This window comes from Sphingobacterium spiritivorum (assembly GCF_016725325.1).
Lineage (GTDB): Bacteria > Bacteroidota > Bacteroidia > Sphingobacteriales > Sphingobacteriaceae > Sphingobacterium.
In genome coordinates this window covers 2,516,808-2,531,855 of the sequence record NZ_CP068083.1, presented here as the reverse complement: position 1 = coordinate 2,531,855, position 15,048 = coordinate 2,516,808, and the positions used below count along the sequence as shown (strand labels likewise).

19 protein-coding genes are annotated in these 15,048 nt (G+C 40.3%); 8 read left to right on the top strand and 11 right to left on the bottom strand.

Features of this window, described 5'->3' with window-relative positions:
• Positions 1-7: 7 nt before the first annotated feature.
• The 3 genes from I6J02_RS10415 to I6J02_RS10405 form a co-directional block, all read right to left on the bottom strand.
• Positions 8-421 (bottom strand): DUF6691 family protein, encoded by a 414-nt coding sequence (locus I6J02_RS10415; RefSeq protein ID WP_201681602.1) that lies wholly within the window; start codon positions 419-421, stop codon positions 8-10.
• Positions 422-433: 12 nt separating this feature from the next.
• Positions 434-985 carry a YeeE/YedE family protein gene (locus I6J02_RS10410; RefSeq protein ID WP_201681601.1) on the bottom strand — a complete coding sequence of 184 codons (552 nt, stop codon included), beginning with the start codon at positions 983-985 and terminating at the stop codon, positions 434-436.
• A gap of 84 nt (positions 986-1,069) precedes the next feature.
• Entirely contained in the window at positions 1,070-1,477 is a 408-nt protein-coding gene (locus I6J02_RS10405; RefSeq protein ID WP_201681600.1) for an RNA-binding S4 domain-containing protein, read from the bottom strand.
• Between the two features lie 282 nt (positions 1,478-1,759).
• Here I6J02_RS10405 and I6J02_RS10400 point away from each other — a divergent pair, with 282 nt between their 5' ends.
• The 6 genes from I6J02_RS10400 to brnQ all read left to right on the top strand — a co-directional run bounded on the left by I6J02_RS10400 (position 1,760) and on the right by brnQ (position 6,906).
• Positions 1,760-2,581, top strand: a complete 822-nt coding sequence (locus tag I6J02_RS10400) for a 2,3,4,5-tetrahydropyridine-2,6-dicarboxylate N-succinyltransferase (protein ID WP_201681599.1) — start codon at positions 1,760-1,762, stop codon at positions 2,579-2,581.
• Positions 2,582-2,611: 30 nt separating this feature from the next.
• On the top strand, positions 2,612-3,187 hold the full coding sequence (locus I6J02_RS10395) for an L-threonylcarbamoyladenylate synthase (RefSeq protein ID WP_201681598.1): 576 nt from the start codon (positions 2,612-2,614) through the stop codon (positions 3,185-3,187).
• A gap of 62 nt (positions 3,188-3,249) precedes the next feature.
• Positions 3,250-3,729: a DUF4920 domain-containing protein gene (locus I6J02_RS10390; protein ID WP_201681597.1), complete on the top strand. Its 480-nt coding sequence runs from the start codon at positions 3,250-3,252 to the stop codon at positions 3,727-3,729.
• A 56-nt stretch (positions 3,730-3,785) separates the two neighbouring features.
• Entirely contained in the window at positions 3,786-4,595 is an 810-nt protein-coding gene (locus I6J02_RS10385) for a hypothetical protein (RefSeq protein WP_201681596.1), read from the top strand.
• Positions 4,596-4,699: 104 nt separating this feature from the next.
• A complete protein-coding gene (gene folP, locus I6J02_RS10380; protein ID WP_201681595.1) occupies positions 4,700-5,542 on the top strand; it encodes a dihydropteroate synthase in 843 nt (280 codons plus the stop codon).
• Between the two features lie 56 nt (positions 5,543-5,598).
• Complete coding sequence (gene brnQ, locus I6J02_RS10375; RefSeq protein WP_201681594.1) at positions 5,599-6,906, top strand: branched-chain amino acid transport system II carrier protein; 1,308 nt, start codon at positions 5,599-5,601, stop codon at positions 6,904-6,906.
• 96 nt (positions 6,907-7,002) lie between these two features.
• On the opposite strand, the gene metG is transcribed toward brnQ, so the two are convergent.
• Positions 7,003-9,072 (bottom strand): methionine--tRNA ligase, encoded by a 2,070-nt coding sequence (metG, locus tag I6J02_RS10370; RefSeq protein ID WP_201681593.1) that lies wholly within the window; start codon positions 9,070-9,072, stop codon positions 7,003-7,005.
• Between the two features lie 108 nt (positions 9,073-9,180).
• Between metG and I6J02_RS10365 the strand changes: the two genes are divergently transcribed.
• The gene (locus tag I6J02_RS10365) at positions 9,181-10,077 is read left to right on the top strand and encodes an LD-carboxypeptidase (protein ID WP_201681592.1); all 897 of its coding nucleotides are present in this window, start codon (positions 9,181-9,183) and stop codon (positions 10,075-10,077) included.
• Positions 10,078-10,080: 3 nt separating this feature from the next.
• Positions 10,081-10,488 (top strand): DoxX family protein, encoded by a 408-nt coding sequence (locus tag I6J02_RS10360; RefSeq protein ID WP_201681591.1) that lies wholly within the window; start codon positions 10,081-10,083, stop codon positions 10,486-10,488.
• 57 nt (positions 10,489-10,545) lie between these two features.
• Here I6J02_RS10360 and I6J02_RS10355 read toward each other — a convergent pair whose 3' ends face one another.
• Genes I6J02_RS10355 through cyoE form a run of 7 tightly spaced genes read right to left on the bottom strand, consistent with a single transcriptional unit; the run spans position 10,546 to position 14,984 of the window.
• Positions 10,546-10,998, bottom strand: a complete 453-nt coding sequence (locus I6J02_RS10355) for an ABC transporter ATPase (RefSeq protein WP_201681590.1) — start codon at positions 10,996-10,998, stop codon at positions 10,546-10,548.
• A gap of 50 nt (positions 10,999-11,048) precedes the next feature.
• Complete coding sequence (locus I6J02_RS10350) at positions 11,049-11,594, bottom strand: DUF420 domain-containing protein (protein ID WP_201681589.1); 546 nt, start codon at positions 11,592-11,594, stop codon at positions 11,049-11,051.
• Position 11,595: 1 nt separating this feature from the next.
• The gene (locus I6J02_RS10345; protein ID WP_201681588.1) at positions 11,596-12,324 is read right to left on the bottom strand and encodes an SCO family protein; all 729 of its coding nucleotides are present in this window, start codon (positions 12,322-12,324) and stop codon (positions 11,596-11,598) included.
• Positions 12,325-12,329: 5 nt separating this feature from the next.
• Entirely contained in the window at positions 12,330-12,713 is a 384-nt protein-coding gene (locus I6J02_RS10340) for a cytochrome C oxidase subunit IV family protein (protein ID WP_201681587.1), read from the bottom strand.
• 22 nt (positions 12,714-12,735) lie between these two features.
• On the bottom strand, positions 12,736-13,470 hold the full coding sequence (locus I6J02_RS10335; RefSeq protein WP_003008054.1) for a cytochrome c oxidase subunit 3: 735 nt from the start codon (positions 13,468-13,470) through the stop codon (positions 12,736-12,738).
• A gap of 9 nt (positions 13,471-13,479) precedes the next feature.
• Complete coding sequence (locus I6J02_RS10330) at positions 13,480-14,064, bottom strand: heme-copper oxidase subunit III (RefSeq protein WP_236582403.1); 585 nt, start codon at positions 14,062-14,064, stop codon at positions 13,480-13,482.
• A gap of 11 nt (positions 14,065-14,075) precedes the next feature.
• Complete coding sequence (cyoE, locus tag I6J02_RS10325; protein WP_201681585.1) at positions 14,076-14,984, bottom strand: heme o synthase; 909 nt, start codon at positions 14,982-14,984, stop codon at positions 14,076-14,078.
• Positions 14,985-15,048: the final 64 nt, after the last annotated feature.

Genomic DNA, 15,048 nt, shown 5'->3' with positions numbered 1-15,048 from the left:
CACGTTATTAATGAGGAAGTTTATGCCGGATCAGGCCATACAGCCATGTTCCTGCAACAGCACCAAGGATAACAATCAGAATGGGAAAAACTCCTGCTCCGACCAATACAAACATCGGTAATGGACAAGCTCCCGCCAATGCCCAGCCCAGTCCGAAAATAATCCCTCCGAAAAGGTAACGGCTGAAGGTCTTTTCTTTGGGAGTAATCTGTATCTGATGCCCGTCCATGTCTTTGATTTTACGCCGTTTGATCCATTGAATGGCTCCTATTCCTATAATCAGTGCAGAACCTATAAAGCCATACATATGAAAAGACTGAAAATTAAACATTTCATATATTCTGAACCATGAAGCCGCTTCAGCTTTATACATGGTCAATCCTAAAATCAATCCGATAAGGATGAATACTAATTTTCTCATGTTGTCTGCTTTTTAAAATAATACCGGAAAAATAACATGAACCATCAGCAGCCCGCCGATAAAGAATCCAACTACAGCAATCAGTGAAGGTAATTGTAAATCGCTCAAGCCTGAGATAGCATGTCCCGAAGTACAGCCTCCTGCATAGCGCGAACCAAAACCGACAAAAACCCCACCTGCCAGCAATAATGCCAAAGCTTTCAAATCCAAAGTATCATATAGCTCTGCAGGAGCATAAGCATTACCTGCACTCTGAAACCCCAGTTCATGAAGCTTAGTAATGATATCCGGATGAATAGCCGGAATCTGTCCACCATCAGATAAGATATGTGCTCCTATATAGCCTCCTAAAACAGCTCCGATTAATATCAGTAAGTTCCAGCGCTGTGCTTTCCAGTCAAATTTAAAAAAATCAGAAGTTTTGCCGGCTCCACATGCTGCGCATATGGTTCTGAAATTGGAGGAAACACCAAAATTCTTGCCTGCAAGCAGAAGTGCAATCATACAAAGAGCAACTAAAGGACCTCCTATATACCATGGCCAGGGTTCAAATATCCATTCCATATTATTTATTTTTATACAAAGATCAGCTTTTATATTTCGCCGTTTGGTGACTTATGTTACACAACTGCCATAAGCGGTACATGCTTAATCATCCAGCGATTCCCACCAGTCGTTCTGAAGATCTTCGATTTCTCTCCGATCCCGTTTGGTAGGTCTTCCTGCACCTCTGTCCCTTTGCAATACAGGTGCATGAAACACAGATTTGTAAGCATATGTTTCTTCTTCCGGTGTATGATCTTCATAGAACTGTACTGCGGTCCTGGCATCAACCCGTCTTTCCAGTAAACCTACAACCTTGATCACCCGTCGTTCGAGCCCTTTTTGTACAGCATAAGTTTCCCCGACTTTGACCACATAAGAAGGTTTGATATTTTGTCCGTTCAACTTTACGCGACCTGCTTTACAGGCCTCCGTTGCCAGACTCCTTGTCTTAAAAATGCGGATTGACCACAAGTATTTATCAATTCTGAGTTTATCCTTTTCTCCAGCCATATTTTCTCAAAGTAAAAATTTAAAAGTATAAATGCAAAAAAATTATCTGCAGCAATGATTTACAGTACCAAAGATGATCACGACTCTACTCTTATCCTCCTAGACAAACTATATTTTTGCAGCAGTAGCTCTTGCAGTAACACAAATATCCAAAATCAAGATTAATTCCTCTTGAATTATTTGCCATTCGGCTACATCTATAACGATCTTATATCTAATTATCTGCTAATAATATCAACAAAATTTTCCATCTTTGTTAGTCAAATTATCACAATTAATTTCATGGAATTAGAAAACTTGCAAAAACTGATTGAGGACGCTTGGGAAGACAGGCAGTTGTTAGAATATAAAGAATATTCTGAAGCTATCCGCACGATTATTCTTAAACTGGATAATGGTGAAATTCGTGTAGCAGAACCAATCGGCACAAGATGGCATGTCAATGAGTGGATCAAAAAAGCGGTGATCCTTTATTTCCCTATCCGGGAGATGGTAGAAACAGAGGCCGGACCTTTTGTTTATTATGATAAGATGAAGCTGAAGACCAACTACAAACACTTAGGTGTACGTGTAGTTCCCGGTGCTTCTGCCCGCTTAGGCGCATACCTTGCGAAAGGTGTGATTCTAATGCCATCTTATGTCAATATAGGTGCTTATGTAGGCGAAGGAACAATGGTCGACACGTGGGCTACAGTAGGTTCATGTGCACAGATTGGTAAAAATGTGCACCTGAGTGGTGGTGTAGGTATCGGTGGTGTACTGGAACCTGTACAGGCTTCTCCGGTAATTATTGAGGACAACGTATTTGTCGGATCAAGAGTGATCGTAGTAGAAGGTGTACGTGTAGAATCTGAAGCAGTTTTAGGTGCGAATGTAGTATTAACAGCTTCAACTAAAATTATTGATGTAACCGGTCCTGAGCCTATCGAATATAAAGGTCATGTCCCTGCCCGTTCGGTAGTGATCCCTGGATCTTATACTAAAAAATTCCCTGCAGGAGAATATCAGGTGCCATGTGCGTTGATTATCGGAAAGCGTAAGGAATCTACGGATAAGAAAACTTCACTGAATGACGCTTTACGCGATCATAATGTAGCTGTATAAACAGCTCAACCGAAGTATATTTTTATTAAAATGACTGTAATAGACAGAGAAGATATCAATAAAGCCCTCGAAACATTGAAAAATGGAGGGCTTATTCTATACCCTACCGATACCATCTGGGGTATCGGATGCGATGCGACCAATCCGGAAGCAGTAGACCGCATCATTCAGCTAAAAGGGCGTTCAAAAGAAAAAAGCATGATTGTGCTGCTGCACAACGAGAATCAGCTTGCAGGATATGTCAATGATATTCCGGAAGTAGCGTATCAACTGATAGAATATACAGAACATCCGCTGACCATTGTATATTCCAATGCAAAAAATCTGGCTGCTAATGCCATTGCGGAAGATGGTTCTATCGGTATCCGGATTGTCAATCATCCATTCTGTACTCAACTATTACAACGCTTTCGTAAACCGATCATTTCGACATCTGCCAATATCAGCGGAGAACCTTCAGCAAAAACATTCGGAGATATTGACCAAAAAATAAAAGCCGGAGTAGATTATACCGTTCAGTTTGGGCAGAAAGAGCAGGGTGATGGAAAAGCTTCGACTATTATGAAGCTTGACCCCAGCGGTAAATTTGAATTTATCAGGAAATAGTCTGCAGATGGCAGACCAGGTTATTTGTTTAAGTTCATTTTTAAACAGTAAATATCATCTATATGAAAAAAATCACATTATCGTTGCTGTTAGTCCTTATTGGGCTGAGCTACGGATTTGCACAACAATCCAGTATACCATCAGCAAAATCAGGAGTTCAATATGGCAAAAAGATTGATCAGCATCAGGCTATTTCCGTGAGTAAACTGGAAAAATCTTTTGGAAAAGACAGCACTTACAATGGTAAAGTTGAAGGAGTTGTTGTAGAAGTTTGCAAAAAGAAAGGTTGTTTTATGACGCTGAAGCGGGAAGGAAGTAATGAACCGGTAATGGTTCGTTTTACTGATTACACCTATTTTATGCCTCAGGATATTGTTGGTAAAACAGTAGTAGTTGAAGGTAAAGCTAAATTAAATAAAACTTCTGTTGCCTGGCTAAAGCATTATGCTGAAGACATGGGTAAAAGCAAAGAAGAAATTGCTAAAATCACAAAACCAAAAGAATCGATTACGATTGTTGCCGATGGTGTAATCGTAAAATAAACTCTAAAAGCTGATTCAGAATCGTGTTGCATCAGCTTTTTTTATTTCTCTCCTTTATGAAAATAACGGCACTACTTCTCCTCGCAATGCTCTCCATATCCGGATGTGCAAACCAACAGAAAAAACAAGAACCTGCTTACGCTGAGACATTACCTTCTGTTGTCGATACTACCGGCACGGTCAAATTCAATTCAGACAGTTTGCAGATTTCGGAAATAGACTCTGCAGCCTTTACCTACTTAAAAACTTCCGGTCCAAAACAACATGACAGTCTATTCTATATAAAGGACTTCGGAAAAGTAAAGAAGATGCTGAAAGGTCGGGTAGTGTTTTCAGGTTATAATGAAAATGCAGATCTGGACTCTACTATAGACGGAGAATTTGTGAGCAGTATCCGATTCAAAAACGGGAAACTTCATTATTATAAGACCTATGATTCGGTAGATCGGATAAACAGAGTGACGGATGTAGCTTTCATAGCATACTATCCATCAGAAGATATTTTATTCTGTGAGGGTGGCCATTCTTCGGATTACAGTTTTAATCTGACAACAGGTGAACAAGGCGGAGAAGTGGGGAATCCGGGATATATCCGATACAATCCTTCTAAGAACAGCCGGTTAAATGGTTATTTCCCCGGACAGGAATGCGATGAATATTTTATTCAGAAGAAAACAGGTAAGAATTTCAAAACTATATTTAATCTGAGGGATGCCTTTTCATTTCTCGAAAAAGAAAGCCTGTATTTTTGCTTTATGGCCGATGTTTTCTGGTATGATGATCACACCTTATATTTCAAACATGTGTACTTCCCTAATACAGAACCTGTATCTAAATTTTACCGTATCCATATCCGGAAGATATAACGTATCATAAGTCAGTATTACAAAATATACAGAAATCATTCGTATATAAATTATTGTTCCGTAGCCTAAACAGCATTTAAGAATCATTGGTAAATTTGCCTACTATGAATATGATGCACAGCACCCCTGCTCAGTCTGTTAATGCAAAAGGCAGGCTGATCACTTTTGACTATCCGAGAATAATGGGAATCCTCAATGTAACACCGGATTCTTTCTTTGATGGCGGACAACATCAGCATCTCGACGCTGCATTAAAAAAGGCAGAGCAACTGCTGAAGGAAGGTGCAGACATATTAGATATCGGAGCATATTCTTCGCGTCCCGGAGCACCTCTTATCTCTGTACAGGAAGAACTGGACCGTGCTATTCCGGTGATTGACAAGATCAGCCGTATCTTTCCTCATGCAATACTCTCAATAGACACCTTTCGTGCTGAAGTTGCGGAGCAAAGCATTAAAGCCGGTGCACATATTATCAATGATGTATCCGGCGGAACACTGGATGAACAAATGTTTCAAACAGTAGCTAAATTACAAGTACCTTATATCCTTATGCATATGCGTGGCATGCCGGAAAATATGCAGCAAATGACTATATATGATGATATTGTCACGGATATAGCGACTTTTTTAGGAAGCCGGATTTCTGCACTACGCAGTTTAGGAGTAAAGGATATTATCCTCGATCCTGGCTTCGGTTTCGCCAAAAGCATACAACAGAATTACGAATTACTTCATCGGATTGATGAATTACATTACTTTGGTCTTCCTATTCTGGGGGGTCTTTCCCGTAAATCCATGATTTACAAGAAGCTCAATATTACACCGGAGCATGCTTTAAATGGGACAACAGCATTAAATACAGTACTATTAAGCAAAGGTGTCCAACTTCTTCGGGTACATGATGTAAAAGAAGCCCGCCAGATTGCAGATCTTTTATTTCAATAGGAAGTTTATATATTTGCGGTTCAGTCTTTTAGTAAATACCGTAAACTATCCTCATTTTGAGAAAAATAAGTGACATCACAACTCTGGGCTTTGCCTTATTTGCCATGTTCTTCGGAGCTGGCAATTTACTTCTTCCACCTCTTATTGGTCTTGGTGCCGGGCAGTACTGGGGACTTGCTATTTTAGGATTTGGTCTGACCGGTATTTTGCTACCCTTTTTGGGAGTGCTTTCTGTTGTCAATTCGGGAGAAACATTTGAAGATCTTGCAGGCAGGGTTCATAAAACCGTCGCATTAGTTCTCGGTGCTGTGATTATGCTGGGGATAGGCCCATTGATTGCTATTCCACGTACAGCAGCGACAACCTATGAGGTTGGGCTATTACCGACTTTTCCTTCCTTATCTCCAATCTGGGGATCGGTACTGTTTTTTGTGGTTACGTTTGTGCTTTCCATACGTCCTTCGAAAGTGGTAGATGTGATCGGTAATTTTCTCACGCCTGTCCTCCTCATCTTGTTACTTACGCTGATTACTATCGGCATATTGCATCCTATTTCTGATCCAACCGCTGGTACAGCCACTCCGGTGACAGCATTTACATCCGGCTTTACAGAAGGATATCAGACTCTGGATGTATTGGCTTCTGTCATCTTTGCCGGAATCATCATTACAGCAGCCCGAATGAAAGGTTATACCTCATTAAAAGAGAAAAATCAAATCGTCATCAGTGCAGGTCTTATGGCTGCTGTATTTTTATTATTGATCTATGGCGGACTGGTCATATTGGGCGCTACCTCTGGCTATAATACCGGAAATGATATCAAACGGGCCGAACTTCTACTTTTTATCTCCAACACGATTCTGGGCGGATATGGAACTATCGCAATCTCTCTCAGTATTGCCTTAGCCTGTCTGACAACAGCAATCGCACTGACTTGTGCAGTAGGAACATTTTTCAGTACTTTATTTAAGAATAAGATCAGTTATGAGGTTATCGTCACGATATGTTGTCTCCTCTCCGGTATCCTTTCCATCACAGGAGTAGAATATATTATTGAGGTGGCTTATCCGTTTCTTGCCTTTATCTATCCTATTGTGATTACCCTGGTATTATATGTCATTATCTTCGGCAAAAAGATTTCTTCAAAACTACCCTATATCGGGGCGGTAGCCGGAACAACACTGGTGTCTACTGTATATCTGTTAGCCGGATTCGGAATACACCTGGCCGGAGCAGAACGACTTGTACAGGCTATTCCCTTAGCAGAGTATGAACTTTGGTGGGTACTGCCTTCCCTTATTTTCTTTCTGTTGTTTTGGCTTATTGACAGATTCAAATCGAAAACTACAACAGGTACTGTATAAGAAAAAAAGCCTGTCTCATGGTTACTGAGACAGGCTTTTATATATATTAGTCCAGTCACAGGCAAAGTGCGCAGACTGGCTCTACTTTTAATCTGATTACCGTACCGAACTTCCAGGTTTTATCGTTGTGGAAGGTTGTACAAAATCCAAACGACCATCTGCATCCTCAGCCATCAGTATCATTCCCTGTGAAGTAATTCCTTTAATTTCACGGGGCTCCAGATTCACCAGAATAGAAACCTGTCTGCCCACAATTTCTTCAGGAGCGAAAAACTCCGCAATACCAGAAACTACAGTACGTTGGTCAATACCAGTATCGATGGTCAGTTTAAGCAGTTTTTTCGTTTTCGCTACTTTCTCTGCCGTAAGGATCGTTCCGATACGGATATCCATTTTCATAAACTCATCAAAAGTTACATTCTCCTTAGCTGGTACAGACGGAGTAGCTACTTTTACATTATTCACTTTTGCTGCTGCCAGTTTTTCCAATTGAAAATCAATCTGCTCATCGGTAATCTTATCAAATAACAATTGTACTTCTCCGAGTTCATGACCATCTTTCAACAGATCTTCCTCCCCTGCTCTTTCCCAGTCCTGCTGAGGAAGATTTAGCATTTCAAATAGTTTTAATGCTGTTTTAGGTAAGAATGGCTGTGCCAGAATCGCAAGGTTTGCAGCAATCTGCAAAGATACATTAAGGACAGTTTTTACTCTCTCCTCATCTGTTTTGATCACTTTCCATGGCTCGGCATCTGCCAGATATTTATTCCCCAGACGCGCCACATTCATAAACTGGGCCAGAGCCTCCCGGAAACGGTACTGATTAATACTATGGGTGATCTGCTCCGGATATTTTTTCAGTTCAGCAAATACCTGCTTATCTTCTTCCTGTAAATCTGATCCTGACAGGATTTTACCATCAAAATACTTATGTGAAAGTACCATAACCCGATTGATAAAATTACCTAATATCGCTACCAGTTCATTATTGACCCGTGCCTGAAAATCTTTCCATGTAAACTCGCTGTCTGAAGTTTCCGGAAGAATAGAAGTCAGTACATAACGTAATTCATCCTGCTTGCCCGGGAATTCTTCCAGATATTCATGTAACCACACGGCATGATTTCTGGAGGTAGAAAGCTTATCTCCTTCCAGATTAAGAAATTCATTTGCCGGAATATTTTCCGGTAAAATATAATCACCATGCGCATGCAGAATCGCAGGGAAGATGATACAGTGGAATACAATATTATCTTTACCAATGAAATGAATAAGACATGAGTTATCTTCCGGATCAGGCTGTTCTTTCCAATAGTCTTCCCAGTTTTTGCCGTTATCCAGTGCCCACTGTTTTGTAGCTGATATATATCCTATCGGCGCATCCAGCCAGACATACAACTTTTTACCTTCAGCTTCTTCCAGTGGCACATCCACTCCCCAATCCAGATCACGTGTCATCGAACGCGGTTGCAGACCTGACTTCAGCCAGGACAGGCATTGTCCGTAAACATTGGATTTAAGCTCATCCTTTTTCCCTTCGATAAGCCACTTTTCCAGCCATGGCTGGTATTTGTCCAGAGGAAGATACCAGTGTTTCGTTTCCTTTAAAACCGGAGTTTTACCACTTAATGTAGAGATCGGATTGATAAGATCAGTAGGACTTAGTGAAGTTCCGCATTTCTCACACTGATCACCGTAGGCACCTTCAGAATGACAATTAGGACATGTTCCCACAATGTAGCGGTCTGCCAGAAACTGATGAAATTCCTCATCATAATATTGCTCGGAAAACCTTTCTATAAATTCACCTTTTTGGTATAGATTCAGAAAAAACTCCTGAGACAACTGATGGTGAATAGGCTCTGAAGTGCGGTGATAAATATCAAATGAAATACCGAACTCTTCAAAACTTTCTTTGATCTGCTGATTGTACTTATCAATAATTTCACGGGGTGTGATACCTTCTTTTTTCGCTTTTATCGTAATGGCTGCGCCATGCTCGTCGGATCCGCATACATAGACTACATCTTTCTGATTAAGACGTAAGTAACGAACAAAAATATCTCCCGGAATATAAGCACCGGCCAGGTGGCCGATATGTAGAGGCCCATTAGCATACGGCAAAGCCGATGTAATGGTATAGCGTTTTTTATCTGTAATACTCAATGTTATATTTTAAATTAGCTGTAATCAAATATAAAAAAACAGGAAAAATCTTGTTTCTTTGACAAAGATAACTCAATTTGCGCTATTAAAATATAGATATACGTGAAAATGCCTGAATTTCTTAATGCTGGTGATAAAGTCGCAATTGTGGCTCCGGCAAGTTTTATACGGGGGAATATAGACGAAGCTGTTGCAATCCTACAGGGTTGGGGGCTGGAAGTACAATCGGGAAAATCCGTATCCAGTTCCTACCATCAATTTGCCGGAGATGATGACCTGAGAGCTGCGGATCTGCAGGAAGCCCTGAATGATCCGGAGATCAAAGCTGTATTTGCAGCACGAGGTGGTTACGGAACGGTGCGTATTATTGACAAAATCGATTTTACAGCATTTACCAGGCATCCGAAGTGGGTAATCGGTTTCAGTGATATTACCGTTTTACACAGTCATATACAACAGTCTTTTGGAATACCAACTATACATGGTCAGATGCCAAAGTCATTTGCGGATGGCACATCAGCATCTTTGGAAACCCTTCGGACAGCTTTATTCGGTGAGAATACAGACTTCAAATACAAACAGCATACATTCCCCAACCGTCCCGGAAAAGGAGAAGGAATACTAACGGGTGGAAATCTCGCTATCCTGATTAGTGTACTGGGTTCTGTTTCTGATGTTGATTATGACAACAAGATTTTATTTATTGAAGATGTTGGAGAAGCTTACTACAGTATAGACCGTATGCTTTGGGCGTTAAAGAGAGCCGGCAAGCTGGATAAACTTGCAGGTTTGATTATCGGCGGATTTACTTCAATGAAGGATAGCGAACCTCCGTTTGGCCAGACTGTAGAAGAAATTGTAATGGATAAAGTTCGTGAATTTGATTACCCTGTAGCATTCCATTATCCCGCCGGACATATAGACAATAATCATGCTTTGGTATTTGGAAAAAAAGCCGTGCTGGAAACCAAAAAAACAGAAACTAAACTAACATATATAGATTAACATATGGCGATATTATCATCATTATCAAAACAAAAAGATCTGGGATTATTAATACTGCGTATAGGTGTCGGAGCATTTATGATTTCACACGGACTTCCTAAGCTAATGGGCGGACCTGATATGTGGAATGGCGTAGGTCAGGCCATGGGCAATATGGGTATCAAATTCTTTCCTGCCTTCTGGGGATTTATGGCTGCTGCGACAGAAGCTGTAGGCGGACTATTCTTTTTGATCGGACTATGGTACAGACCTGTTTGTTTACTCTTGGCGTTTACCATGGTTGTGGCCGGAGTACATCACCTGAGTGCGGGAGACGGATGGGGTACAGCCTCTCACGCATTTGAACTGCTATTCGTATTCATCGGACTACTTTTTGTAGGTCCGGGAGCGTATAGCGTAGATAAAAAATAAAAAGCAAAGGGCTGTTGATAATCAACAGCCCTTTGCTTTTATAATGTTTGGATGATCTTAGCTGAATACACGGGCATGCCAGCTATCCTTAAACGGCACTTCCCACTTATTCAATAATTCTTCTTCATTACTAATCATATTATTAAATACAATGGTAGACGAATTGATCTGCCCTGATGTGACCAATTGTTCAAATTCCTGACGACCAACTACAGCTATATCTTCCGTTGTGCGGTAAGCTAACTGAAAGCGGTCAAACAGATCCACACCCAGCTCTTGTTGTAAGCCTTTGAGGAAATGTACAGAACTGTCTATTGAACATCCCGAAGCAGCAACTCTTGATTCATCTACCTTCATAATGATAAACAGACCATGACGTATCTCTACGTCTGCAGCCAGGGATTTACCATGTGTATTCCACACGGAAATAAAAGCAGCCAGTTTATCTGCTGCCAACGCTTGTTCACCGGCAGTCAGCTTACGACTTGCCTGATATACCCATACTCTCATATTGCCTGTCTCTTAAAATTCTAAAACTGCCTGCTTGCACAGACTTAATTCTAATGTGTATAATAAGGAGATATCATCAAGTATACGATTACACCTGTCACAGCTACATATAACCACATCGGGTATGTGATACGTGCCAGCTTCTTATGTCTTTCGTATGCTCCTGCAATCCCTCTTACAAAGGTAACAAGTACAAAGGGAATAATGATAATAGACAGGAGTATATGTGAGATCAGGATGACAAAATAGATATAACGCATAGCTCCTTCTCCTCCATACGGTGTAGAGTCAGAAGTCATATGATACGCTACATACATTCCCAGAAATGCTACTGAACATGCAATACAGAGCTTGATCAACCGCTCATGCAAAGCCTTATTACCTCTTTTGATAGCTGATACAGCCCACACCAGTAATATAGCTGTCAAGCCGTTAATCGTTGCGTATATCGGTGGCAAAAAAGATAAAGGCTGAACATCATAGCCTAATTTCCTCAGGTTAACACCAAATAATATTGCTACCACTACAGGAATAGTGACAGACAGCACTACAATCCATTTATTATATTTCTTTTCTTCTACTGTTTGTTGTCCCATATTAATCTTTCTTTTGAACCTTCATCGGGGTATTACGGTATTCTTCTACTAACTGCAGTTTGACTTCATCTTCCAAGCGTTCCAATTCGGTATTCAGATTCAGATCATAGAAGCCTCTGATCCTGCGGTGAGAATCTAATAAGATATACGAACTACCTATAATAATTTTGGAAGAATCCTGCGGGTCCTTCATAGCATCCAACAGGAGTTGCTCTCTTGCAAACTGCAGAATGTCAACCGAAGGATTGGTCAGAAAGAACCATCTTTTTTCGTCTGGACGATATCCTTTTGTATATGCCTGCAATACTTCAGGGGTATCACTTGCAGGATCTGCAGAAATAGAATAAAATCTGACCTTATGATTTCGCTTCAGATTGGTAGCCACCTTATTTAGCCTGTTGATCATCATTCTGGAAAAAGATTTGTCTTTTGTATAGAAAAGATGAACTACGGACACGGTAGTATCGTTATCAATAAAACTGATCTGCTTTCCATCCATATCTGTGAACTGAATGACCGGAACCTGATGATATAGGGTATCTTTTATTTCTCTTCCCATCTTGCGGCTTACTGTTCCGGCAAGCTGCTTTTCACCATAGATCGGAAGCTTTACGTATTCATTGGATGCCCCCATTCGGTTAACCAATATATACAAAAATCCTGGCACAAGTAAGACCATGGCCAGGATTATTAAAGTTGAAATACCCTTCTTACGAGAAGTATTTTGCATGAATATTATTTATTTGGCCACAATGGGTACTCGTGGAAATGGTGTAATAAGTATCCGCCTTCTGTCAGCATTAATATAATGAAGTAGATGATGAATATAAATACAACACCACAGCATACTATGAAACTTGATTTTTCGAACTTCAAGTGCATAAAGTAAGCCACAATGTAGTAAGCTTTTACCAATGTCAATACGATATAGATTGTATTAACCAATGCACCTTTAGCAAGAATCTGCCAGTGGTGAACAAATCCCAAAGCGATCAAAAACTCTAAACAAGTAAGTGCTAAAAGGACAAAGAATATTCTCCAGATTCCTTTTTTATCCATACCCTCGTGATCATGACCATGACCTTCGTGTGCTGCTGTATTATCGTGATGATTTGACATAATCGATTCGTGTTAAAAGTAATTAAACTAAGTAGAAGAATGTAAATACGAATACCCATACTAAGTCGACAAAGTGCCAGTAAAGACCTACTTTCTCAACCATCAGGTATGAACCTCTGTTCTGAAACGTATTGTTCAATGTCATACACAGAATAATGATATTCAAAATAACACCTATTGATACGTGGAATCCGTGGAAACCTGTAATGGTAAAGAATAAGTTAGAGAACTGTAATGCGGACACATATGAAATGTCTTTCGAGAAATATGGAGCAAGAGCTTCAGGAATAGCATTACCTTCTAGTCCTGTAGCCGGATTTTGTCCGAACCAGAAACCAAGGTGATGTAAGTGCGTCCACTCTGTAGCCTGACAACCCAAGAAAGCCAAACCTCCCAGAATAGTCCAAAGCATCCATTTTACAACTTCGTCTTTTTTATTGCGATGACCCGCATCTACCGCTAACACCATTGTTACGGAACTCATGATCAGAATAAAAGTCATGATACCTACGAACACCAACGGTTGTCCGTGATCCGCAATAAGCGGGATAGATTGGAATACCTTATCAGGATCCGGCCATGTGAAATGCGCAAAACGTTGAGCTCCATAATAGATCAGGAAAGCTGAAAATGTAAATGCGTCTGACACAAGGAAAAACCACATCATGATCTTTCCATACTCTAAGTTCCAAGGGGACTTACCGCCACTCCAAGGGCCGTCCTTTACCTTATCCAATTGCGATACAGTTGTACTCATTGTTTAGTATTATTGATTCAAAAGTAAGAAAACATATATATAAATCCATAAAAGATCGAGAAAATGCCAGAAAATAGTGGCAAGTTCCATGCGGAAGAAATTATTGTCATAAGGGATCGGTTTAGCCGCTCCGGTATAACATCTAATCAATACGATCAGTCCCGCAATAATATGCGCTAAGTGCATGCCTGTAAATACATAAATAAATGACTGGGAGGCATTGATATTCAGGAAATAGATTCCTCTTTCAATAAGGACCTGCCATGCATGTACCTGACATACGAAGAAAAGAATTCCGAGCACCACTGTTGCAAGGAGCAATCCTTTCTGTTTAGCAAATTGCTTTTCCTTGACAGCTTTATAAGAGAGGTGTAATGTAACACTACTCAGCAATATAAGCACTGTACTGTAGATAAAAGCATTAGGAAGCGTAGTTTTGATACCTTTATCCACGCCACTGGCTGTATACACAATGAAACCACTGGACAGCGCAGCAAACATCATAAACATACCAATCATTCCTAGCCAGAGATTAAATTTCTTGGCTTTTCGGGATTGTTGCAATTCCTCTTCCTGTAATTCTGTATTAACCATATCTACTACCATTATTTAAATGGAATAAAATTTAACAATAATACCAGCTGTGTAACCGGTAAATAAATAAATGATGTAAACATCACTTTCTTTGCAGAACCAATGCTCTGCTCTACCAAATGCTTATAACCATACCAGGCAAACATCAATCCGCCCAATAAGGAAACAATCGTAAATATCCATCCGCCAAAACCGAAATACATAGGCAGGAAACCTACCGGAATCATCAGTACTGCGGATATAAACAACATCCATGCAGATACGCGGTCACGCTCTTTCGTTGGCAAAAGTCTGAAACCCGCTTTCCTGTAGTCATCATCCGCTACCCAGGCAATTGCCCAGAAATGTGGAAACTGCCATACAAACTGGATAATAAACAATACCAGCGGAGTAATCACAACTGCTGCTTCACTGATTGCTGCATACTCCAAACCAAATCCTGCCGATTTGAAAGCTGCATAGTAACCAATAAGCGGAGGCAATGCTCCCGGAAATGCACCTACAAAAACAGCAATAGGAGATTTTTGCTTCAGAGGGGTATAGACAAAGGCATATAGAAAAATTGAAAAAACAGAAAGTAAACCTGCTATAAAATTCAATTTGACTAAGATCAGGGTTCCGAAGATTCCCATGAAAAGACTTAAGACCAACGCCTGACCTGTAGTCATACGACCTGCAGGAAGCGGACGATCCTCTGTACGTGTCATGAGCTTATCCAGATCTTTTTCAATGATCTCATTAAAGCCATTAGCTGCACCTGTTACAAAAAAACCTCCAATGGTTAACAGTAACCAGTTAAACCAAATTATTTCACCCTGTTGCGTAGCTCCGATCAAAAATGAGATAGAGGCTGAAAATACAACAGTTAACGTTAATCTTAATTTGACAAGTTTGTTAAAATCAGAAATAAACTGTTTCATCTTACATTCCTCCCTTTCTTATCAGAAGTATGGAAGTGAACTCCACTACACGATCTTATATCTA